Origin of the sequence: Exiguobacterium sp. s21 (genome assembly GCF_018617975.1) — a bacterium.
Lineage (GTDB): Bacteria > Bacillota > Bacilli > Exiguobacteriales > Exiguobacteriaceae > Exiguobacterium > Exiguobacterium mexicanum_A.
Window position 1 is genome coordinate 190,697 of record NZ_JACSLF010000001.1, and the last position, 21,897, is coordinate 212,593.

Here is a 21,897-nt window from a genome sequence, read left to right on the forward strand (position 1 = left end):
TCCTATTATTTAGTTATCTCTTTCCGGCCAATGAGATCACGAGTCCAATGAGATAGCCGAGTGCCGCACCTGCCGCAATCCCATACACCAGTTCAAAATCAAATAGGAGCGATCCGATGAAGCCCATTCCGGCTCCAAACACCAGTCCGAGTCCTACACCCGACGCTCGCCAATTCTGCTCTGTCATCGTAGTCCTCCTCTCTTTTTTATCCCTTCCCGTTAACGGAACCGTTCCATCATGAATGCTTCCGTCTTGTTATCAACTGGGCTAAGTGTTACCTCACTTCTTGTTGGGTGGCACGATACAGTTGCTGGAACAGGGACGTTTGATACGCTTAAATCTCCGGATGTTGGCACGTCATTTTCTCCATCGCATCTACGTAATCGACTGTGCACAAATTCTGAACACTTATAAATTCTCCGATGTCCACTCTCCTACCTCTTTCTTCGTACTCGTTTTACAAAAAAAGGGACTCAGTAGACACTGAATCCCGTTACATCTATTTTTGAGCGACTGTGCGCCAATCATCAATTGTTCTCTTGCTTCAATCGGTCGATAATATTATCCGACTTCACTTTCGAAATCGCGTACAGCATCGAAGAACCAACGATGAGGAAAATTACGACCGTGACGAACAAGATGTCGCCCCACGGCAACGTGAACGCTGCTTCGAACGTGTTGATCTGTGCCCGGTAAATGAGGTACATGATGAGAATACTGACCGGGATTCCATACGCCAATGCTTTCACGCCGTAGAAAATGCTCTCATAGTACACCATCTTGTTGAACCCTTTCGGTGTCATCCCGACCGAACGGAGCATCGCGAATTCGCGGCGCCGTAGCGAGACGCTCGTCGAGATCGTATTGAAGATGTTTGCCACTGAGATGAGCGAGATCAAGACGATGAACCCGTAGACGAAAATCGACAACAGCAACAACACTTGCTCTTGTTGTTCACGTTGCTCCGACACGTTGAAGATGTATTGGTCCATGTTCTGTTCCGCCTCAATCACTTGTTGCGTTGCATCAGGATTGCTTGTGTTCAAGGCGATCGACGGGCTCGATTGTTGCATCAATTTACCAATCGCATCGTCTTCAAACGTCCCTTCTCGAACAATCACATCGAGCCACCCGAGTGACTTCGTCATCACACCGGTCGGAGCGACGTCGGTCATGGCCGCGATTTTGATTGTTTTGAGCGGTGTCGTGCCGTCCGTTGCGTTCTCGTTTTGGAGTTCGAGCGTATCACCAATTTCGGTCTCAATCGTCTTCGAGTTGACGAACTTTTTCTTGTCGACGTCTTGATATGAAATTTCATCAATCAAGACGGCACCGGGCATCTCTCCGTCTTCAAAGTTGCTAGCGTCTGCCCCGATTTGCTTCAAGTACGCATCGAAGCTGGCGTCATCCAATTGATAAAGGCAGACGTAATACATGAATTTCCCATCACCGAAGTTGAATGCCAAGTCTTCGTTCTCGGTGACTGCGCTCGGTAACCGTGCTTCGTCGACCATCGTCTGCACAGTCGTGTTCTCGAAGTACGTCCCGCTCGTCACATGGTCCAACGTCTCATAGCGACGTAAGTCATCTTTACTGAGATTCGACCCGTTCACGAGAATGTCAAACTCGTACGTGCCTTGTGACATCTCGAGTGACTGTCCGAGCCGGTCTGTGAAGTAGCTGACGACTAAAAACAGCACGATACTGATGACGAGCGAGAACACCGTCGCCAAATACCGTTTCCGGTTGCGTTTCGTATTTTTCAGCCCGATCTCCGCTTCCAAACCGAAGATCCGTCGAACGAGCTTTGACGTCTTGACGTTCTTCGACGTCAGTCGAACATCTTGGGTTTGACGAATCGCGTCAATCGCAGAAATTTTGGAAGCGCGGCGCGCCGGCAGATAACACGAGATGAAAATCGTTACGCTCGAAATCAAAATCGTCAACAGGAGCGTGACCGGTGTGACGACAACCTCAAACTTCTCGGTCACATTGAGCGCTTTCTCAGCAAAGGCGTTGATGAACAGGAACGTGACCCCAATCCCGGTCACCCCGGCGATGATACCAATCGGGATGCTAATCCCACCGATAATCAATCCTTCAAAGAAGACCGAGTTCCGTTTTTGCCGTTTCGTCGCCCCGACACTCGCGAGCATCCCGAGATAACGCGAACGCTCGGATACACTGATGGCAAAGGCGTTATAGATGAGCGAAATCGAGCCGATGACGATGACCGCCATGATGATGCCACCGAACCCGTACAGCGTCTTGCGCAAGCCGTCATCATCCGTCACCCCATAATAGCGGAGCAACGATGAGTTATACGCGATGCCTTCAATCTGTTGTTCGCGCATCAGTTGTTTCGTATCTTCATAAATTGAACCGTTCACGTCGTTCAAGGCGACGAACGTATCGACGGTCGCACCATTCAATGCTCTGTCGTCAATGTATCCGACGACCGTGTAACCCGGCGACCAAGTCGGCTCCCAGGCTGGGCGCGTCATCGTGCCGACGACGGTCAACGTCACTGTCTCCTCGATGTTCAACTGTTCAAGCATCGTCTCCCTGTCGCGGACCAAACCATCGTTTTGGGTCAACACCCGACCGGACGACTCGTCCATACGCTCGCCGATCTCAAGCGTCAATTCATCCCCGATATTGTACGTGACTTGCGCATTTTGACGGATGGCCTCTGAAATGACGACTTCTCCTTCTTTGTTTGGCAAGCGTCCCTCCGTCAAGTCGACGGGAAAGTTCTTCAGTCCCGACGTATTATAGTTCCGGACGTATAAGTACGGTTTATAGGCATTCTGTGAATCCTTTAATTCTGCATAGCCGTCACTCGATAGGATAACATCCTTCGTGGCCGCGTCATTCCGGATCGCCTCGACCTGGTCTTCGTTCGTGTTGACATATTGGACGTGCCACTCCCCGTTGTCCGCGATGTCTTGACGAATCATCAAGTCCAGGAACGACGAACCGAGTGTCGTCACAGCCGTGATCATCGCCACCGAGATGATGACCCCGATGATGGTGACGAGCGAGCGCCGCTTGTTTTCACGCAAGTGTCGAAGCGTCATTTTATGGATGATGTTCATGCGCGGACGACCTCGTTCTTTGCAATCTTCCCATCCTCGATCGAGATGATCCGGTCGGCCTGCAAGGCGATTCGTTCGTCATGCGTGATGATAATGAGCGTCTGATTGAACTTTTTGTTGAACAGTTTCAAGAGGCTCATGATTTCTTCACTATTTTGACTGTCCAAGTTCCCCGTTGGCTCATCGGCCAAGATAATGGCCGGGTTGCTGATGAGTGCCCGGCCGATGGAGACGCGTTGTTGCTGCCCGCCAGACAGTTGGTTCGGCAGGTGCGTCATCCGGTTCGACAGCCCAAGGATGCCAATGATGCGCTCTAAATGGGCGGCGTCGACTTTTTGTTCGTCCAACAACATCGGTAGTGTGATGTTCTCCTCGACCGTCAAAATCGGAATCAAGTTGTAAAATTGATAAATCAAACCGATTTGACGACGACGGAAGATGGCGAGCTGCGTCTCGTCCAATTTATAAATATCCGTATTGTCGATCAACACCTGTCCACTCGTCGGGACATCGACACCGCCGAGCAAATGTAACAACGTCGACTTTCCCGAGCCCGACGGTCCGACGATACAGACGAACTCGCCTTTTTTGACCGTGAACGACACGTCATCGAGCGCCCGCACTTCCATCTCGTCTTTCCCGTATACTTTTGATAAATTTTGCACTTCTAATATATTCATGGTTGCACCCTCCAGTACTTGATCTACTTTGAGTGTACCGAGCGAGTGTGACACGTCCGTGACTCGAAAGTGACTGTTTCGTCACTTAGACGATTGCTTTGTAGAATCGAATTTGAAACGCAGTCCCAGCTCCGCGTTCACTACGTACGTTCAGTTCACCTTGTTGGCTTGTGATGATGCTGTGGGCCATGGCGAGCCCGATGCCGACGCTGTCGTCACTCGCATTCATACCCTTATAAAAACGTTGGAAAATATACGGGATGTCTTGCTTGGCGATGCCATTCCCCGTATCGCGAATGACGATTTCCGTATACAGTGTGTTCTCACTGTAATCGATGAACAGCTCGCCTTGTTCCGGTGTATGCTCGACGCAATTCTTTAAGATGTTGATGAGCGCCTCGGTCGTCCACTTTAAATCGCCTTCGAACGTGACGTCGCCCTCACCCGCGATTTGGAGCCGTTGCATTTTAATATCGATTGGCACGAGCATCGGTTCCGTCACGGCTTTAACGAGCACGGGAACGGACACCGGTTCCCGTTTGAACTGAATCGTCCCGGCATCGATTTTAGACAGCTTGAGCAGTGACGAGACGAGCCACTCCATCCGCTCGAGCTGCACCTGCACGTTATGCGTGAACTCTTGACGCTTGTCATCTGACAGCCTTGGGTCACTGAGCAAGTCCGCCATGACGGTCATCGATGTGAGCGGCGTCTTCAGCTGATGGGAGATGTCGGAGATGGCATCCGTCAACTTCTGCTTATCCTCTTCGAGATGCGTCCCTTGCTCGGACAGCATCTTCGTCACTTTATAGATTTGGCTCTTCAATAGACTGAGCTCGCCTTCACGGTTGTCGCGGACATCGAGTTTATAATTGCCGTTGCTGATCTCTTGCAGGTAACTCGACAGCTGATTGATTTCCCGATAGCGCCACGTCGTGAACCGATATGTCACGATCAAGAACGCGATCGACAAAAGGAGGACGAGAACGACGGCCTCCATCGATAGGAACAACGCTGCGACGATGGAGGCCAACCCGATTATAAGAAGCAGACTGAGCAAATAGAGACGGATTTCTCGATTTCGTAGCATATTATCCCTCCACCTTATAGCCAATCCCGCGAACCGTCTTAATCAACGTCGGCCGCTGCGGGTCATCCTCGAGCTTCTCGCGTAATCGTTTGATGTAGACGGTTAACGTATTGTCGTTCACAAAGTCCCCGCCCATGTCCCAAATTTGGTCGAGTAGTTGCGCTCGGGACAACACTTGTCCTGTATGTCTGCCGAAGATGAGCAATAGGCGATATTCAAGCGCCGTCAACAGGATCTCGCTTCCATCTTTTTTGACTTTCGCGTCTTGGGTATTGATTTCAACCGCCCCGATTGTCAAAATGGGCGAGCTGACCTGTTTATGGTAGCGGCGCAACACCGAGTGAATCCGCGAGATGAGTTCACGGACCCGGAACGGTTTCGTGATGTAGTCGTCCGCTCCCATATCGAGTCCCATGACGACGTTCACTTCATCATCGAACGCTGTCAAAAAGATGACAGGTATGTCCTGTTTTTGTTTCACGAGCCGGCATAAGTCATAGCCGCTCCCATCTGGCAGCGACAAGTCGAATAGACACAGGTCGATCGTATGTAACTGCTGTTCGATCAAACGTGTGGCGTCGGTCACATTATGGCACAACGTCGTCGTGAATTGTTCTTGTTCGAGCGAATATTGGAGACCGGATGCGATCGTCCGGTCGTCTTCGACGATTAAAATATGCATGGTATTCCCTCCTGACCCTTCTTCTCATAATATAGCAGTCTTTTTCAAGTGAGGAGACAAAACAAAAAAACCGAACGAAAGGACTCGTTCGGTCAGATTATGCTTTTGTCACCCGAAGACACTCCGGTCGTTCGAATCCGACGTCTCCTAAAAATCGCAGCGCATCAATTGTCAACTCGTCGCGCGCGATCGTCTTGACGCTTGGTTTCGTCTGTTCATCGACCCACACTTTCCAGATTTCGACCTCATCCGCGGTCTCGAGATGATCGACGATATACTTAACGAGCTGTTCTGCTCTCGCATCGGAATAGCGCCAACGCAACTCCACGACGTGCGGTTTTTCCGAGTACGCCTCAACGTTCTCCACGTCATAGTACAAGTCTCGCTTGATCTCGATCTCGTCGAGCTGCTCTTCCGACTCGACGTTCATCAATATCTTTTCGTCACGATCGAGGTCTTCGTCGTCTGTGAGCATGTCAGGCAAGATGACACCTTTTTTGATGGCCTCGTTGATGGATAAGAACTTGATGTACGGATTTTCGACTTCTTTCAGCAGCCGGTCGCTCGTTATAAATTGGAATTCACTCATGAAAAAACCTCCTCATGTTTTAATTTATACATCACGCTCGACCAGCTGTCGTTTTTCTTTCAACTTTACTAGTTTTCGATATTGTTTCACCACGAATACAATAAACAGTACACTTACAGTGAAATTCAAAATCCATATGAACGGGACGGCATCGTTCGCTATATTAAGAAATGTCACAAATAAGTTGAGATACAGCACAAAACTATATAGTTGATAGATACGTTTTTCATGACGAATTTTCGAATCAATATCCGAATAGAGCTGGAACGGACCTTCCTCGGTTCGTTTTTTTAAGTAAATCCAACGATACGAGGTCGCCACAATCGTAATTCCCATCTCCTCTAATAACTCAAAGTAAGCATCTGACTTCGGGCTGTTAGGCAATTCTTCAAGTAACTCAATCCGATACGTGTACTCATTCGGATTCCCCTGCCTAAACTCATAACGACCTAACTTAAATTGTTCGAGAAACCATCCTTGTGCCGCCATTTTATTCAACCATTTCTCTTCTTTTTCATAATCGACATATACACGATAAACTGTTTTTGTTTTCATGATCGGTTTGCTCCAATCCACTGTTTCCCGTTTGCGAGGAGCTCTTCAAGGCGAACAAGTTCGGCTTCGAGCACTGATTGTCCATCTATGGTGATGACATACTCCTTCTTTCGTCCGCTTGCTCCTTCGACCGCCTCAATCCATCCCTTTTCTACCAGGCTGCTGAGTGCCCCATACAAGGTCCCCGCCGCCAATTGAACGCGATCGTGGCTCAATTCTTGTACAAACTGCATGATGCCGTATCCGTGTCTAGGAATTTGTAGCGACAGTAAAATGTAATAAACCGCTTCCGTCAAGGCGATGCTTCCAGCTGATTGTGCCATAGTTGTCCCCTTTACTTCGTCTAACGATATATCGGCTTCCGATATAATTAGTATATCCTAAAAATTGGTGGATGACTACAAGAAAAAAAGGGACCCAGTATACACTGAATCCCTTCAAAAACTTATTCAACTGTCGACGCCGCCTCGGCAAGCGCAGCTTCTTCTTTATGATAGTTCTCGACGAACGCATCAAGGTGCGCCCGCACTTCGTCTGTCGATTTCGTGTCCATGAGCTTCACACGGAGGTCGCTCGCCCCGCGGAACCCTTTCACGTAAATCTTGAAGAAGCGGTGCAAGTTCGAGATTGAACGCGGCACCTCTTCTTGGAACTTGTCTTGCAAATCGAGTTGGAGACGAAGCAAGTCGAGGTACTCTTCCATCGAGTGCTCACGCGGCTCTTTCTCGAACGCGAACGGGTTCTTGAAAATCCCGCGGCCAATCATGACGCCGTCGACGCCATATTTCTCGACGAGTTCTAATCCCATTTGACGGTCAAGGATGTCACCGTTAATCGTGATGAGCGTGTCCGGTGCAATCTCGTCACGCAGTTTGACGATATCCGGGATCATCTCCCAGTGCGCGTCGACTTTACTCATCTCATTGCGTGTGCGCAAGTGAATCGACAAGTTGGCGATGTCTTGCTTCAAAAGATGCGTCAACCAGTCACGCCACTCGTCGAGCTTCGCGAAACCGAGACGCGTCTTGACGCTGACCGGGATGCCGCCGGCTTTCGCCGCTTGAATGAGTTCGGCTGCGACGTCAGGACGGAGGATGAGGCCGCTCCCTTTCCCACGCTTGGCCACGTTCGGGACCGGGCAACCCATATTGATGTCGAGGCCTTTATAGCCCATCTCGGCCATGCCGATGCTCATCTCACGGAAGTAATCCGGGTTGTCACCCCAAATGTGGGCGACCATCGGCTGTTCGTCCTCGGTGAACGTCAAGCGTCCGCGCAGGCTACCTTTCCCTTCCGGGTGGCAGTAGCTGTCCGAGTTCGCGAACTCAGTGAAAAAGACGTCAGGTCGGCCGGCATGGGCGACGACGTGGCGGAAGACGACATCGGTCACGTCTTCCATCGGGGCAAGTATAAAGAATGGACGCGGCAGATCGCGCCAGAAGTTCTCATTCATCGAAAAATCAGTTCCTTTCATTCATACAGTCCAACAAAATCACTCATCTATTCTATTATGGACCAGGTAATGTATCAACTTTTTAATCTTTCCTGAAAAAATCTAAAATGCCTTATCATTGGATTGATTCATTAAATTAAAATAACGAAATACATTTACCTAGACATTTAAATTCTTCAACTAAAACTATCTACTTCAAACAAAAAAAAATTCCTTCAACAAATTCATAGGAACAATAGCTAAGTGGTTTTTATTAATTGCATTTTAATCCTTTTTACACCATTTTATAATTTTAGCAATTCGTTTCATCCCAGATTCATCTATTATTTCTATTATCATTTTGTCATGATTGTAAAGCGCAATTTTGTAAGACACTCTAATATTCAAAACTTATTTTACACAGTTTAATAAGTATATAAAGTACGAACAGGGCGATGTAACAGAATTTATATTTCATTTAAATTCTATGTTTATAATCTTTTTTCATAAATTAAATTCTTTCTTCATAATTATACAATTATATAAAATTAAAAAAGACTAGTTCAATTAAGAACAATTAACTAGTCTTTTTTAATTACCATGAAATTGTGCGGCCATCTTCTGAAATAGTATAATTATTAATTCTCATGCCATTCTCAACATAATTCTTCATTTCAGCAAATACTACTGGAATAGGTAGATGGGATGTAGACGGTGTTGAATTTGAAGTATTCAAAACTTGTGAGTATTCAATTGCTTCGGCTACAATTGAAAAATCGCTTGCATCAATTATAGTAAGTGGTCCTGTAGTGGCTGTGACAGGACCACTTATTTTAATGTAGTTTGTCATATGATTCCTCCTATTTGTTTTGAATATGTTTCATGCTTTTCATATTAAATCATACCGCACCTTTAGCAAAACAATAAGACATTTTAAAAGATCGTGTCCTCCTCACTCGGTCTTTCAAGCGTTTAAGAGCCTATAACGGGCACTTTTCTTCCTTTGCAGTAAAAAATCTACACCTAAAAAAATCCTCCAATTCAAAATCGAAGAATTTTTTAAAGAGTGCGACATATCCTTCCTTTCATGTTTTATCATCAAGGTTCCCCATTCATAATCGAAAGTATGACCCTGTTAATGGTTAACACGCTCTAAATAGCGCTTCAATTATAGGTTGACACGCCAGTACACCGTGATGACGAATAAGCATGTTCAGCTCATAAAAAAGTGTTACAAGTAGATAAGAACTACATATCAAACATCTAAAAGCAAGTAAATTCGTCGTCAGTATGGCTACAGTCTATGGCGAAAAACCAAGTTATTTCACACAAAGATTACTGAATTAATATGAGAAGTACGAAATTACTTCAGAACAGTCTAAACAAATGATAATCAATCGATGCCTCGATACGAAGTCCGTACCGAATATTCTATCAAAGGAGAAAATGCATCATCTAGAACGATGTAGTAGTGTACAATGCACACAACTTATATTAAAATGTGTATATAAACTTACTAACATCACGCTAAACTGACAGGTGTTTATTTATAAATGCTAGGTATGTGAGGTGTGTTTAGACAAAAAAGGGTTTCTTGTACGGTGTTTGTTTCCAAACGCTTGAGTCAAGAGGCTCTTTTTATTTTCCCCATTTTAAGTAGTCGTATATTAGAATCAATCGTCTAATATTTGTACGCTCCGGCGAACTCGCATTTTGAAGAGCATTAACGTCTTCTGAAAAAATTTCCTTCAGTACGCTCTCTAATTCATTAATGTCATACTGTTCTTCTTCAAGAAGAGCGAGTAGTCTGGTAGCTCTTTCAAGAGATCCTTTTTCATGGCTCCAAATCTGCGCTACGGATGTATATTCCCAGCCACTTTTACGCTGTTTTTTCAATGAAGGGGATATAATCAAATCAAAATTTAATTTATTTGCCAACTCTCGGCATTCCGGAAATTCTTTAGTGACCCGCTTTAAGTACTTATGGATCGGTAGTCTTGCAGAGTTCTGTCGTGAAACTTTCGGAAAGGCGTATTCCAACATTTCATCTGCTGTAAACTCTAAATCGTCTAGTACAATGTCACGATACCATTCGTTACCATCTATTCCTTTCAGACCTTTTAAACCTAAGTCCGATACCTTTCCAATAGCAAGTACAAGCTCCTCATCATCTACTCTTGTATCATCTAAAGCAGCTACTCTTATATTAGCAGTTGGAACATTTGTTACTGTGTAATTATAAAGTTCTTCTTTAAAACGCCTTAATATTTTCACAGGAAGTTTTGTTTTCTTTTTGCTTAATGCATTATATAGCATCATAAAATCAGAAAGTACAATTTTCTTCATGATCAATGGTTTCTGATCAATCATCATAGTAAATGGACTTATTTCAACGCCATTCATATTTTCTTTATACTCAATAAAAATAAACCGGTCTGCAAGTATAGCTACCTGTTCTTCGTCTAGGCAGTCTACTATTGACTTAATAATTTTCTGAATGTTTGTATCGCCAATTGAATACCCCATGAAAATAATTGGGTATTCCATAAATATCGTCATTAATTTTGCAGCTAAATAAGCACTTTTTTCCTCAAACATAAAATAATCCTTTTCATTGATGATAATGCTCTCAGGATTTTCAACAGACCCGTGAATTTTATAAATTTCGGCAATTCCATGAATAGATGAAAAGATCAATTGTGTCTGTCCAACGTATGTTGTAAAGCCATTTAACGTATCTTCGAGAAACGAATCATAGTTTGTAGTGATCACACCAGCTATACTTTTTTCAGAGATTTGAGCTAGTTTCTTTATTTCCTCTAGATATTCTTGATTAATTTCCGTTTCTTTTTGAATAAGAGCTGCAATTTCTGCCTTAAATGGTGAGAGCCCATTTCTTTTGATTTTCTCTAAAACGGGCTTCTCTACAGTTCTAATTGACGGATTAGTAAACCACTTCTCATCAAAATCAATTTGAATTAATTCGGCCACTTTGGGCATTAAACCCGCTTTCAATTCTAAACTTTTTTGCTCTACTTTCATATGAGCTATATGTAAATTCATCATCGTTTACGATTTTCGCAAGACGCTCAAGTAACCCCTTCCAATCGGGTAAATTTAAATATCTTCGAGACATTCCCGAACCTACGAATAGGATTGGAGTTGCACTAAATCGTTGCACTACTTCTTCAAGTTTCGACATGTACTTCCACCTGCCTTTTGATTGAATATTGCTCAGAGTATAATTTAAGTATAAACGGATAAGTGTATTATCCCATAACATTTCTCAAATAAGCTGAATCAGTTATCAATGTCTATTTCTCAACATATAAAAGGTATAGTATATACGAAAAACAGATCATCGAACGAGTTGTGTTCCATGATCTGCTTTTTAATTCAATATAATACAGAATCAAAACATCCCTATACTTTCTCCATCCACGCCACCGTCTCCACATGGCTCGAGAGGACAGAATGAATGTCATTTGAACCTGCCCGTTCTCGGAAACATATCCACTGCGTTTTTGGAGCTATCGGTAGACGGGAACATATTCACCAATCGTACCCGTTTACGAAAAGGGCACTCTTACTAGGAGCGCCCTCAATAATAAACATTAATGTAATTAATAGTCTTTTTTCTTTACTGGAATCCAGATTTCGCTTCGATACTTTGGATTTCCAGTGTCTGGACTCTCATTCCATAAAATTTCAGGACCTTCAACTGCTTCATATCCTGAAGATGGAAACCACTCTGAATAGATCCTCCCCCATACATTTTGAAGTGTTTCTGGGAATGGACCGATGGATTCAAATATTGCCCAGGTACAAGCATCTATTTTCAATACATCAAATTCCGCTGTCTCATCACTTGATGTTGCTACACCGATGTAATGATCTAGTTCTCCTCTTTCTTCCATTCTTCCTTCCGAGAAATTAGTGGAAGCACTAATAATACCAGTTGGTTCTACATTTGAAATTACTTTTAATTGTTTAATAACCTCCGGGGTTAAAAGTTCAGTCATTTTTGCAATCTCTGGATTAACACCTTTAAAAATAACTGGAACTCTCTTCTTAAATCCTACTAACTTAAATGCCTCTTTTTCAACAATACGATAGTTCATTTCGCATCCTCCTTGTATTGATAATATAAAGGTCATTCGAGGATAAGCTTTTAATTGTGTATTCTCACTCCTTGCCTCAGAAGGGAGAATACCATGCAGGGAATGAAAAGCACGAGAAAATGAATCAGCCGAATTATAGCCATATTTTACGGCTACATCAATTATTCTCAAATCCTTATCTTTCAAATCAAGTGCTGCCAGCGTTAATCTTCTTCTTCGAATATATTCTGATAAGCTTATACCTGATAAAAAAGAAAACATCCGCTTGAAATGATACTCTGAACAGTAAGCAATTTTAGAAATTTTACTATAATCAATCTCCTCAGTTAAGTGTTCTTCAATATATGCTAATGCATTATTCATACTTTTCAAAGAATCCATTGAATAACCTCCTTTCATCATCAATATTATCAAAGGATGTGCTTACTAATCCGACAATCTGTGCACAGTATAGTCGGCTATTATTTAAAATATTTTCTTATGAGACTTAAGAAACGAAATCTAATTCATGCTTAGCTTTTCAATTGCCTGTTTCCCATTAGTTAGGAAGACCACATGCTTTCCTTCGTAACTTAAATTTTTGCCTATTTAAATTAGAATCTGTTGGTTACCTGTATTCACTCGGAACAGGAATATTAAATCTCTCACACAATAGTTTTACGTCATGCACATCATTTTCATCATACTCATAGCCCAAGTGAAATAATATTTGGTTTTCAGCATCAATACATCTTACCGTTTTATCGCCTATTTTCCCAATGCCGCTAAACACTTCTGGAGGATATGCTTCTCCTTCAAAAACAATGTATCCTTGTTCGTTGAATTTAAATATATGAAGATCAATTATCCTGCCTTTACTATCCTTCCAAACCGTGTGAGATGTGGTGGTAAATGCTTCGGTAACTTCAGCAAAGCCTTTTTCTTTTAATATTTCAATAAACTTTTTACTATTACTTTCTTCCACAAATAAATCAATGTCGTTGTGTGCTCTTGTTTCTTCTTCTAATAATGCATCTACTCCCCAACCGCCATCAATCCATATGTTAATTCCATTTTCTTCAGCGTATGTTATTATCTCAATGGCATCAGTTTTACTTACCATGCAACCCCTCCGTTCAAATTAAAATTTATAAGCGATAAATCTCGAAGCTATTATGCTAAAGATGAAGTTTGCCTTTTTTTGCTCGCCATAATTAGAACTAAATCGAGGCTCCAGCAATCCCCCAGATTTAAGTCCCCTTTTGTGCCGTGGTAGAAATGCCCCGTGTCTAATGATTTTTCATTAATTGCTCTAGCCCTTCTTCGGATGTTAACATTTCAAGATTATTAAATATTTCCTCTTCGCCCCAGTTCCACCATTGGAGCTTTAGCAAGAATTCAACCTTTTCATCACTAAATCGTTTTTTGATAAATTTAGCTGGATTCCCACCATATATTGTGTATGGTTCAACGCTTTTTACTACTGTTGAGTTAGCAGCAATAATCGCACCATCACCAATTTTAATACCCGGCATAATGGTAACATTCTGTCCAATCCATACATCATTTCTAATCACTGTATCACCCTTGAATGGTAACTGCTCTATTGTTGGAGTTACCTTCTCCCAACCACAGCCAAAGATATTAAAGGGATAGGTTGTAATTCCATCAATTCTATGATTTGCACCATTCATAATAAACTTAACACCCTCTGCAATTGCACAGAACTTGCCTATTATCAGTTTATCTCCAAGAAACTCATAATGATGCTCTATATTATCATAAAATTTCTCTGGTGAATTTTTATGATCACTATAGTAGGTATAATCTCCAATCTCAACATTAGGTCTTTTCGGTAGGTTACTTAAATAACAAACAGTTTTTATGTTTTCATTTGGATATAGTTTTTTCTTATCTGGTCCTATCATAGGATACACCTCTCTTTCATACTTTTATATGTTTTCTATCGTGTTTTATATGATTCATTATTTTGATACCATAGCAAAGCATCCTTTTCTAGTTGCTTTACAAATGCATCCTTACCAGTGCAGTAGCCTTCAATATCCTCCGAGAATCGATAAGCCAGCTCCATCTTTAATTCACCATACTCTAAAGCGATGTCTGGATGTGTACGCAGAAAGTCCCTTACTGCTATATGCCTATTAATATCTTTGTGATTGCTTTGCTCAAAAATATGAATCTGGTGTGTCCTGTTATCGCCGCCTTTGCGGAAATATCTACGTCCTTCAATACCAAACTCACCCATACACTCATAACCAATCGCTACAAATTCTTTGTTATGCTTATCAACCAAACTAATATTTGTCACTACGGGCATTATATCAATGATTGATTTAGCGGCTAACCCTTTGACTGCTGTACTGCCAATATGGTAAACCTCCACCAATATATCCTTCAATATATTCTTTATCTTCTGTGATTCATTTTCATACTCTACTTCCCAAAAGGGGTCGTACGGAACTACTCGTATAAACAATATAAACCTTCCAATCTCATTCTCAACGAATAATATTTTTAGAATAAAGTCTTTTATACTTTTTAACAATGGAGCCGCCAGCCAGAACAGACTATACTGACCAGCGACTACCTTAAATTTAATGTTTCAGATTTATTTTCTTATCTCTAATTTCATAAACTACATCAGCTACATTTTCGAGTAAGCGTTTATCGTGGGTGATAAACACGATAGTTCCGGCATACTCCTTCATTAGTATTTCCAAAGCCTCTAAACTTGGTATGTCAAGGAAGTTACTGGGTTCATCCATTAGTAGGATGTTATATCTACCCATGAGCATTTTAGCTAGCAACAATTTTATAATTTCTCCACCGCTTAAAACAGATAAGCTTTTTCCAATATCGTTCTGTTTGAACCCCATAGATGCTAGCACTGAACGAATTTCTGATATATTGTAATCACAATCCTCCTGCATAAACTCCATGACATTCTGATTACTGTTGTACTTGTAACCATTCTGTGCAAAGTAACCTATTTTTGCCTTAGGTGAAATAGAAATTCCTTCTTCATGGTTTAAGATCATTTGGATTAAAGTTGTTTTTCCGGTTCCATTACCACCAGTTAACGCCACTTTTGCTCCTAGAGGAATTTGAAAAGATGCATTTTCAAACAGTGCCTTATCCCCAAATACTTTATTAATTTCCGTACCGACTATAGGGTATGGATTATGAAGCTCCAATGCTTTACTTTGCCTGAAACGAATTCTGCGAATGTCTTCCGGAGTTTCTACATTCCCTAAGGCAGCAATCCTATGTTCTAGGGACTTAGCGGCATTATGCATCTTTTTTTCCTTACTTCCCATTGATTTTTGATGAGCTAAACGCCCTCCGCCTTCAGTACTTTTTTTCTTTGAAGCACCTTTTGCCTTTTTTTCTATTTTACGGGCCTGCTTTCGCTTTTCCTCCGCAGCCCTTTCCAATCGGGCACGTTCCGCAATAAATTGTTCGTATTCTGCAGCCTGGCTCTTGCGTTCTTCCTCTTTTTGGCGAAGATAATCAGAATAGTTTCCCCAATACTCAGTGATTTTGCCATCTTTCAGTTCCCATATTTTATCTACTACCTCATCAAGAAAATAGCGGTCATGGCTAATAACTAACAGTGCACCTGTAAAATATTTTAGCTGTCCAATTAGAAACTCAATTCCTTCACGGTCTAAATGACTCGTAGGTTCATCCGCTAAAATACCGTGAACCTGTGCCGATAAAGCTTGTGCTATTTTAAGCCTTGTTTCTTCACCGCCGCTCATGGTCTGAATATCTAATTGATCAACACCAAGCTTGCCTACTAGTCCAAAATCTTTTTCCTCCTGCAAGGTTACTTCGTCCAACTGAGGGATATAGGCAAGTTCACCCAGACGATTCATTTTACATCCTGGAGGAGTTAATTCTCCTAAAAGCACCTTGAATAAAGTGCTTTTTCCTGCACCATTTGCTCCTACTAAACCAATACGGTCATAATCATATACTTCTAAGTCGTCTATATCTAAAACAACGCGTCCTTTAAATTCCACACGAATGTCTTTTGCTTTTAATATCAATTCCATAACATTTTCCTCCTGTCTATAATCGCATGTTTTCATTTGCTTGTACGCAGGGAAAACCCTGCGATTTAAGCAGGAAGAATTACATGAAAATAAGATACATAAATATCCCTCCAATATTGTTTATTTTAAATCTAATTTTCTAATCTCAGTTATCATCGGGCAAACTATTGCAATGCCAATAATTAAAATACCTGATAGTAAAAACCAATGATTTACACCGATTCTATCAGCAAAAAACCCAGAAAGGATTAAGCCAAGCGGCATAGCGAATGACATAATACTTCCGGTCAAAGAAAATATACGTCCTAAATATTCAGGCTTAATTTTCTCCTGAAAAAGAGCTGTTTGCACACCGCTATAAAATGGCACCGAAAGCCCCATTATTGCACAGCAGACTACAAACATTACAAATCCATTTGAAGGAAGTAATCCTGCAATGGCTAAACTAGCTCCCATCATAAAAAATGAACCCGTTATTAATAGTACACGCTTTTCGTAACTTCCCAATCTTCCTAATATCAAGCCTCCTGCCAGCATACCAGAGGCAAACGCAATTTCGGTGATAGAAATATGCATCGGTGTCCCATTAAAATATTCCATACTGATTAAAGGGTATAGTGCATTAATTGGCATATAAACAAATGTATATAGTGTGCCTAAAAGTAATAAGGCAAATAATCCTTTGTTTTGTTTCAGTACGACAATTCCATCTTTCATTTCTTTTATGAAATTTGGTTTTAAACTTTGCACTTGATCGCCAAGCTTAGGAATACGTACAATTGCTACCGTAATAGACGCAATCACAGCACCCAATACATCGATGGCAATAATAGCATTTAATTCCCAAACAGAATATAACAATGCTGCAACCGCCGGACTAACAATATAGCTTATAGACTGCAAAGACTGACTATAGCCTGCACATTTCGTAAGCTGTTCTTCTGGTACTAAAAGTGGAGTAACCGCATTGAGAGCCGGGGTATGAAAAGCTGTTCCAATGCTACGGATAAACAATACTACCATAACCATCCAGATAGGTAACTCCATATACAATGCAACAATAGCTAGCACGGCCCCAGCTGCTGCGATAATTAAATCAGCACCAATCATTATCTTCTTCCTATCATGACGATCCACTAATACACCAATGGCTGGTCCAAAGACCGCATAGGGTAAAAAACCTACAAGTGAAGCCATAGACAAGACCATCGCAGATCCTGTTTTTTCTGTAAGGTAAAAAATAATCGCCATTTGCAGGATGGCACTAGTGATTAATGATACTGCCTGCCCTGCCCATATTGTATAAAACTTAAGTTTCCAATTGTTGTATTTTTCCATTTATATTATCTCCTGCATATTATTTTGCTTGAATTTCTATTTTGAATAGCATTCTAGGCAATAAAAAATGCAGGCCTAAATCCACAATGTGGCTTTTGGTCTGCATACATACAATATGGAAACATTCATAATAAAGACATAGTTAAATAAAGGTATAGTTAAATGACCTATATCCTCACCGTAACTAATGAATGCTCAATATCGTATAAATAAGCACAACAAAAAAGCCTATCATCGGGGATAGATTCTGCTTTTTTTATTGCCAGCTTATCTTAAACGCATTGAGGCTGTCATAGTTTCGGTTCCTCCTACATCTTTATTTATATCAATTTATAGAATAACACAACAAGATGATATGTTCAATATAAAAATTATGGAATGAGTCTCATATTTCCATTTCGATGCCAGATTTGAAGGCTATGACGAAGTGGTCTTCATAGACTGTAACGCTCTGGATTATCTTCCTTACAAGCTTATCATCATATTCTAAGGTGCGAAATTTGTTCTTGCGGATAAATTCAATCAGCTCATTGATTCGCTCGTTCTCGCCACTGAGGGAGGCATCTTCTACTAAAAGGATCTGTCGCTTGTCTCTCAGCTCATCAATCTCATCTGCTAGGTGTTCATAGTCTTGACCCTTATTCGCCAGCTTGATAAGTTCTTTTTGCTTTTCCTCCAGTAAGTTGTTAATCTCTGAAATTTGGTATTCTGTCGTTTCACCAATCACAGCATGAATGTTCTCTTCCAGTGTCTTTATCATATTGTTACCACCTGCAAGCAGTTTATTAATTGCAGTCATTACAGCATCATAGAGTTCATCTTCTTTTACGGTTCGGTTCTTACATACCTCAGGACCCTGCTCGATTCTAGTCACACATCGCCAGACAAATTCTTTTCTGCCATGAATATTCCAATAGGTTCTCCTATAAATATCGCCACAATCTCCACAGAAGGTGATGGCACTTAAAGCGTACTTGCTACTATAAATTCGTTTGTTCTTGCTTGCTCCTGTGTAGATATTGCTTCTTCGATGAATTTCCTCCTGAACTTGCAAGTATAATTCTTTAGGAATAATCGATTCATGGCTATTTTCAACATAATATTGGGGAACATGCCCTTCATTTTTCACTCGTTTCTTGGTCAGAAAATCTACTGTGACAGTCTTTTGCAGAAGGGCATCTCCGATGTATTTTTCGTTTTGAAGTATCTTCTTAACTGATTCTGGTCGCCATCTTGGTTTTCCCGCTGCTGTAAAAATACCATCCTTTTCAAGGCCTCGACCAATGCCCACTAGACTCTGACCTTCAAGGTATTCTCGGTAGATGCGTTTGATAATCTCAGCTTCTTCGGGGACAATGATTAAATTTCCATCTTCATCTTTGGTGTAGCCCATAAACCGTTTGTGGTTGACCTGTACCTTTCCTTGTTGATATCGGTACTGTAGTCCAAGCTTAACGTTTTGTGAAAGGCTCTGGCTTTCCTGTTGTGCTAAAGAGGCCATAATGGTTAGTAAAACCTCTCCCTTGGCGTCCATTGTGTTGATGTTTTCTTTCTCAAAATAGACGGATATGTTCTTATCCTTGAGCTGTCTAATGTACTGAAGGCAGTCTAGGGTGTTACGTGCAAATCGGCTGATGGATTTTGTAATAACCATGTCGATGTTTCCGTCCATACACTCTGCAATCATGCGATTAAATTCGTCACGCTTTTTAGTGTTCGTACCGGAGATACCATCATCTGCAAAGATGCCAGCAAACTCCCACTCAGTATTCTTCTTTATAAACTCTGTATAGTGTGCGACCTGAACCTCATAACTAGAGTTTTGTTCTTCTGTTTCTGTAGAAACACGGCAATAGGCAGCAACACGAAGTTTCTTTATCTTTTCTTTTGCGGCTGTACTTCCTACTCTTTTACGAGCAGGAATAACCATTATATTTTTCTCTGTCACTTTATTCCTCGCTTTCTATCAGACTATATAAGTATTCTGCTCGTTCAAAAGGATCAACTGGCATCTTATTATCTGCCTTTCTCATTTTAAATCGTTCTTTGGGAGGGGGAGAGGTGAAAGCGGCAAGCTCTACCACTCGTCCTAAATCCTTTGCACGCTTATCTCTAACTTCTTCAGCTTTATCAAATATCTCTTTATCAATAATTGCTGGATACGTATCATTTCCAAGGTAGTTGACGTTTTTCAAAATGCGTCCCATCACAGAGTGTGTCTTATCAATACCTGCTTGTTCGCCAGCCACTGTAAGGGATAGTCCTGATATGTATTTCTCAAAGAATACCTTTACTTGACCTGCTGCCTTTTCATCGACAGTAACCACTCCGTCTTGAATTTTGTATCCATATGGAATATATGCCATTTATCTCACCACCTTTTCTTTCAGGGAAAGACCGCATTTCAAATTGAATGTCAGCTCATCCCTGTAATTTACAATGATGTTCTCTACAAATTCTTCAAATAATTCTTCTGTGTAGTCACCATTAAAATTATCTGCTGATACGTAATCAATGATGTCCTTTATATCGTTTGCTCGTAAAACCCCACTCGTAGAGTTCGTTACCAGGTTTGTTTTTTCAGTTGTAAGATTTTTTATCTCACTATCCAAGACATTACGTTCCTGATTAAAAAGAGCTGGCTCAAGGAAACCCTTGGCCATCAGTGTAATAAGGGTGTTGCGTTCTTCCATGAGTTGCTCCATTCGCTTATCAATAGCATCCATTCTTTCACGGTCGCTTTCTTCATCAATTTGGCTAATTGATTTGAATAGCGGTTCTAAGATTAGCTTATGACTGAAAGCAAGCTTATTCATCATGGTTGTCAATGTGGCTTTTATTTCTCCATCTCGCAAGAACAACATGGAGCAACTCTCTTTGTCTTCGATATGACCGATGCAACTCCAAGCAATGTAACTCCTACCAGCTGAGTAGTTTGTCTTCCTCCTAAAAGTGCGACCACACTCTCCACAGACAATCTTGCCACTTAAAGCATATCGATTAAGATAAACGTTCTTTTTCACGCCCTTACACTTCATCTTGGCTCTTTCATCAATGAGATCTTGTGCCTTAGCAAAGTCTTCTCTACTTATAATAGGTTCATGATTGTCCTTGTAATAGTACTGGTCTTTTTCACCTGTATTTGGATGGCGATTGTAGTTACTATCGGTGTAAGTCTTTTGTAGTAGGACATCACCCATATATTTTTCATTTCGAAGCATGTCTATCACCGTGCCTGCACTCCAGTGATTACCTCTACTTGCAGGGATTTTGTCTTTGTTCAAACCTCTTGCTATAGTACCTCCACCTTTCCCTGAAAGGCACTCTGCAAAAATACGTTTGATGATTTCTGCTTCTTCTGGGACGATTACCATTTCACCATCTATATTGGTATATCCATAGGGTGGAGTACCTACATAACTGCCGTTTTGAAATCTCTTTTGAATGGACCATGTTGAGTTTTGTGAAATAGATGCAGACTCTTCTGCGGCAAATCCTGAAAGAATAGAAAGCATGAGTTCACTTTCCATATCACCCGTATTTAGATTCTCTTTTTCGAAATAAATATAAACACCGATATCAATCAGTTTTCTTACTAACTCTAAACAATCTACTGTATTACGAGCAAAGCGGCTGATTGATTTGGTGATAATAAAATCTATCCGACCTTGCTTACAATCTCGTATCATGCGGAGCAGTTCAGTTCGTTTCTCCATCTTGGTACCGGAAATGCCTTCATCATAATAAAGACCAGCAAACACCCATTCTGGATTAGACTTAATATAGCGCTCATAGTGTTCACGCTGTGCTTTAAGGCTTTCAAGCTGTTCATCACTATCGGTTGATACCCTCGCATAAGCGGCAACCCTAAGTTTCGTAGTAGGTAGTTGTCCCTGGGGCAGTTCATCTATTTTTGTTATCTTTTTCATCATCTCACCTCGCTTTCGCCCATTACATACATCACTCTAAAAGCTATTAATAGCAAGCTTTTTAGGACATAATCTCGGCTAAACGAGGAGAGAATTTCTGCTTGTTCAAGGCTGATATTTTGTGTAATTCATCCACTGTGATTTTTCCTTCTTTATATAGGTTTGCGACAATACTCTCGGCTATATGAAAGTCATATTCCTTTTGTAATTCTTCCTCTGTCATCTGATCGGTTTTGCCCTTTAACGGACAACCATCTTTTACTTCATAAATGTTCATAGAAAAACACCTCCTACCTAGTAGCCACGGCAGGAGGTGAAATCTGA

At 41.5% G+C, this 21,897-nt stretch carries 21 protein-coding genes; all 21 read right to left on the reverse strand.

Annotated features, from left to right (window positions below):
* Positions 1-13: 13 nt before the first annotated feature.
* Entirely contained in the window at positions 14-187 is a 174-nt protein-coding gene (locus KNP06_RS01020) for a hypothetical protein (RefSeq protein ID WP_214712874.1), read from the reverse strand.
* A 341-nt stretch (positions 188-528) separates the two neighbouring features.
* Positions 529-3,099, reverse strand: a complete 2,571-nt coding sequence (locus KNP06_RS01025; RefSeq protein ID WP_214712875.1) for an ABC transporter permease — start codon at positions 3,097-3,099, stop codon at positions 529-531.
* Positions 3,096-3,779 (reverse strand): ABC transporter ATP-binding protein, encoded by a 684-nt coding sequence (locus tag KNP06_RS01030; RefSeq protein WP_214712876.1) that lies wholly within the window; start codon positions 3,777-3,779, stop codon positions 3,096-3,098. The genes KNP06_RS01025 and KNP06_RS01030 overlap by 4 nt, the downstream gene beginning before the upstream one ends.
* An 85-nt stretch (positions 3,780-3,864) precedes the next feature.
* Entirely contained in the window at positions 3,865-4,869 is a 1,005-nt protein-coding gene (locus tag KNP06_RS01035; RefSeq protein ID WP_214712878.1) for a sensor histidine kinase, read from the reverse strand.
* Position 4,870: 1 nt separating this feature from the next.
* On the reverse strand, positions 4,871-5,551 hold the full coding sequence (locus tag KNP06_RS01040) for a response regulator transcription factor (RefSeq protein WP_214712879.1): 681 nt from the start codon (positions 5,549-5,551) through the stop codon (positions 4,871-4,873).
* Positions 5,552-5,648: 97 nt separating this feature from the next.
* Positions 5,649-6,140: a hypothetical protein gene (locus KNP06_RS01045; protein ID WP_214712880.1), complete on the reverse strand. Its 492-nt coding sequence runs from the start codon at positions 6,138-6,140 to the stop codon at positions 5,649-5,651.
* A gap of 24 nt (positions 6,141-6,164) precedes the next feature.
* Entirely contained in the window at positions 6,165-6,695 is a 531-nt protein-coding gene (locus KNP06_RS01050; protein ID WP_021066499.1) for a DUF2812 domain-containing protein, read from the reverse strand.
* On the reverse strand, positions 6,692-7,018 hold the full coding sequence (locus tag KNP06_RS01055) for a PadR family transcriptional regulator (RefSeq protein WP_214712881.1): 327 nt from the start codon (positions 7,016-7,018) through the stop codon (positions 6,692-6,694). Before KNP06_RS01055 ends, KNP06_RS01050 begins: the two co-directional genes overlap by 4 nt.
* 122 nt (positions 7,019-7,140) lie before the next feature.
* Positions 7,141-8,169, reverse strand: a complete 1,029-nt coding sequence (locus tag KNP06_RS01060) for a tRNA dihydrouridine synthase (protein WP_214712882.1) — start codon at positions 8,167-8,169, stop codon at positions 7,141-7,143.
* A gap of 553 nt (positions 8,170-8,722) precedes the next feature.
* Positions 8,723-8,977, reverse strand: a complete 255-nt coding sequence (locus KNP06_RS01065) for a hypothetical protein (protein WP_214712883.1) — start codon at positions 8,975-8,977, stop codon at positions 8,723-8,725.
* A 788-nt stretch (positions 8,978-9,765) separates the two neighbouring features.
* Positions 9,766-11,193, reverse strand: a complete 1,428-nt coding sequence (locus KNP06_RS01070; protein WP_214712884.1) for an SIR2 family NAD-dependent protein deacylase — start codon at positions 11,191-11,193, stop codon at positions 9,766-9,768.
* A gap of 557 nt (positions 11,194-11,750) precedes the next feature.
* Positions 11,751-12,629 carry an AraC family transcriptional regulator gene (locus KNP06_RS01075; RefSeq protein WP_214712886.1) on the reverse strand — a complete coding sequence of 293 codons (879 nt, stop codon included), beginning with the start codon at positions 12,627-12,629 and terminating at the stop codon, positions 11,751-11,753.
* Positions 12,630-12,855: 226 nt separating this feature from the next.
* A complete protein-coding gene (locus tag KNP06_RS01080; protein WP_137206851.1) occupies positions 12,856-13,350 on the reverse strand; it encodes a nucleotidyltransferase domain-containing protein in 495 nt (164 codons plus the stop codon).
* A 166-nt stretch (positions 13,351-13,516) separates the two neighbouring features.
* Positions 13,517-14,155: a Vat family streptogramin A O-acetyltransferase gene (locus KNP06_RS01085; RefSeq protein WP_137206853.1), complete on the reverse strand. Its 639-nt coding sequence runs from the start codon at positions 14,153-14,155 to the stop codon at positions 13,517-13,519.
* Positions 14,156-14,190: 35 nt separating this feature from the next.
* Positions 14,191-14,793, reverse strand: coding sequence for a GrpB family protein (locus KNP06_RS01090; protein WP_251129781.1), 603 nt, complete (start codon positions 14,791-14,793; stop codon positions 14,191-14,193).
* A gap of 49 nt (positions 14,794-14,842) precedes the next feature.
* Positions 14,843-16,306 carry an Msr family ABC-F type ribosomal protection protein gene (msr(D), locus tag KNP06_RS01095; RefSeq protein WP_214712888.1) on the reverse strand — a complete coding sequence of 488 codons (1,464 nt, stop codon included), beginning with the start codon at positions 16,304-16,306 and terminating at the stop codon, positions 14,843-14,845.
* Positions 16,307-16,426: 120 nt separating this feature from the next.
* On the reverse strand, positions 16,427-17,644 hold the full coding sequence (gene mef(A), locus KNP06_RS01100) for a macrolide efflux MFS transporter Mef(A) (protein WP_214787669.1): 1,218 nt from the start codon (positions 17,642-17,644) through the stop codon (positions 16,427-16,429).
* Between the two features lie 385 nt (positions 17,645-18,029).
* On the reverse strand, positions 18,030-19,592 hold the full coding sequence (locus KNP06_RS01105; protein ID WP_483299229.1) for a recombinase family protein: 1,563 nt from the start codon (positions 19,590-19,592) through the stop codon (positions 18,030-18,032).
* Between the two features lies 1 nt (position 19,593).
* Positions 19,594-20,010 carry a recombinase gene (locus tag KNP06_RS01110; RefSeq protein WP_046391878.1) on the reverse strand — a complete coding sequence of 139 codons (417 nt, stop codon included), beginning with the start codon at positions 20,008-20,010 and terminating at the stop codon, positions 19,594-19,596.
* Positions 20,011-21,573: a recombinase family protein gene (locus KNP06_RS01115; RefSeq protein ID WP_214710948.1), complete on the reverse strand. Its 1,563-nt coding sequence runs from the start codon at positions 21,571-21,573 to the stop codon at positions 20,011-20,013.
* A gap of 61 nt (positions 21,574-21,634) precedes the next feature.
* Positions 21,635-21,850, reverse strand: a complete 216-nt coding sequence (locus KNP06_RS01120; RefSeq protein WP_214710947.1) for an SHOCT domain-containing protein — start codon at positions 21,848-21,850, stop codon at positions 21,635-21,637.
* Positions 21,851-21,897 lie beyond the last annotated feature (47 nt).

Bases quoted from the DNA above. Each gene is read 5' to 3' on its own strand.
- KNP06_RS01115 (WP_214710948.1), bottom strand. From the start codon at position 21,573: ATGAAAAAGATAACAAAAATAGATGAACTGCCCCAGGGACAACTACCT.
- KNP06_RS01085 (WP_137206853.1), bottom strand. From the start codon at position 14,155: ATGATAGGACCAGATAAGAAAAAACTATATCCAAATGAAAACATAAAA.
- KNP06_RS01045 (WP_214712880.1), bottom strand. From the start codon at position 6,140: ATGAGTGAATTCCAATTTATAACGAGCGACCGGCTGCTGAAAGAAGTC.
- KNP06_RS01030 (WP_214712876.1), bottom strand. From the start codon at position 3,779: ATGAATATATTAGAAGTGCAAAATTTATCAAAAGTATACGGGAAAGAC.
- KNP06_RS01110 (WP_046391878.1), bottom strand. From the start codon at position 20,010: ATGGCATATATTCCATATGGATACAAAATTCAAGACGGAGTGGTTACT.
- KNP06_RS01050 (WP_021066499.1), bottom strand. From the start codon at position 6,695: ATGAAAACAAAAACAGTTTATCGTGTATATGTCGATTATGAAAAAGAA.
- KNP06_RS01080 (WP_137206851.1), bottom strand. From the start codon at position 13,350: ATGGTAAGTAAAACTGATGCCATTGAGATAATAACATACGCTGAAGAA.
- KNP06_RS01025 (WP_214712875.1), bottom strand. From the start codon at position 3,099: ATGAACATCATCCATAAAATGACGCTTCGACACTTGCGTGAAAACAAG.
- KNP06_RS01060 (WP_214712882.1), bottom strand. From the start codon at position 8,169: ATGAAAGGAACTGATTTTTCGATGAATGAGAACTTCTGGCGCGATCTG.
- KNP06_RS01020 (WP_214712874.1), bottom strand. From the start codon at position 187: ATGACAGAGCAGAATTGGCGAGCGTCGGGTGTAGGACTCGGACTGGTG.
- KNP06_RS01065 (WP_214712883.1), bottom strand. From the start codon at position 8,977: ATGACAAACTACATTAAAATAAGTGGTCCTGTCACAGCCACTACAGGA.
- KNP06_RS01035 (WP_214712878.1), bottom strand. From the start codon at position 4,869: ATGCTACGAAATCGAGAAATCCGTCTCTATTTGCTCAGTCTGCTTCTT.
- KNP06_RS01070 (WP_214712884.1), bottom strand. From the start codon at position 11,193: ATGATGAATTTACATATAGCTCATATGAAAGTAGAGCAAAAAAGTTTA.
- KNP06_RS01055 (WP_214712881.1), bottom strand. From the start codon at position 7,018: ATGGCACAATCAGCTGGAAGCATCGCCTTGACGGAAGCGGTTTATTAC.
- KNP06_RS01040 (WP_214712879.1), bottom strand. From the start codon at position 5,551: ATGCATATTTTAATCGTCGAAGACGACCGGACGATCGCATCCGGTCTC.
- KNP06_RS01120 (WP_214710947.1), bottom strand. From the start codon at position 21,850: ATGAACATTTATGAAGTAAAAGATGGTTGTCCGTTAAAGGGCAAAACC.
- KNP06_RS01075 (WP_214712886.1), bottom strand. From the start codon at position 12,629: ATGGATTCTTTGAAAAGTATGAATAATGCATTAGCATATATTGAAGAA.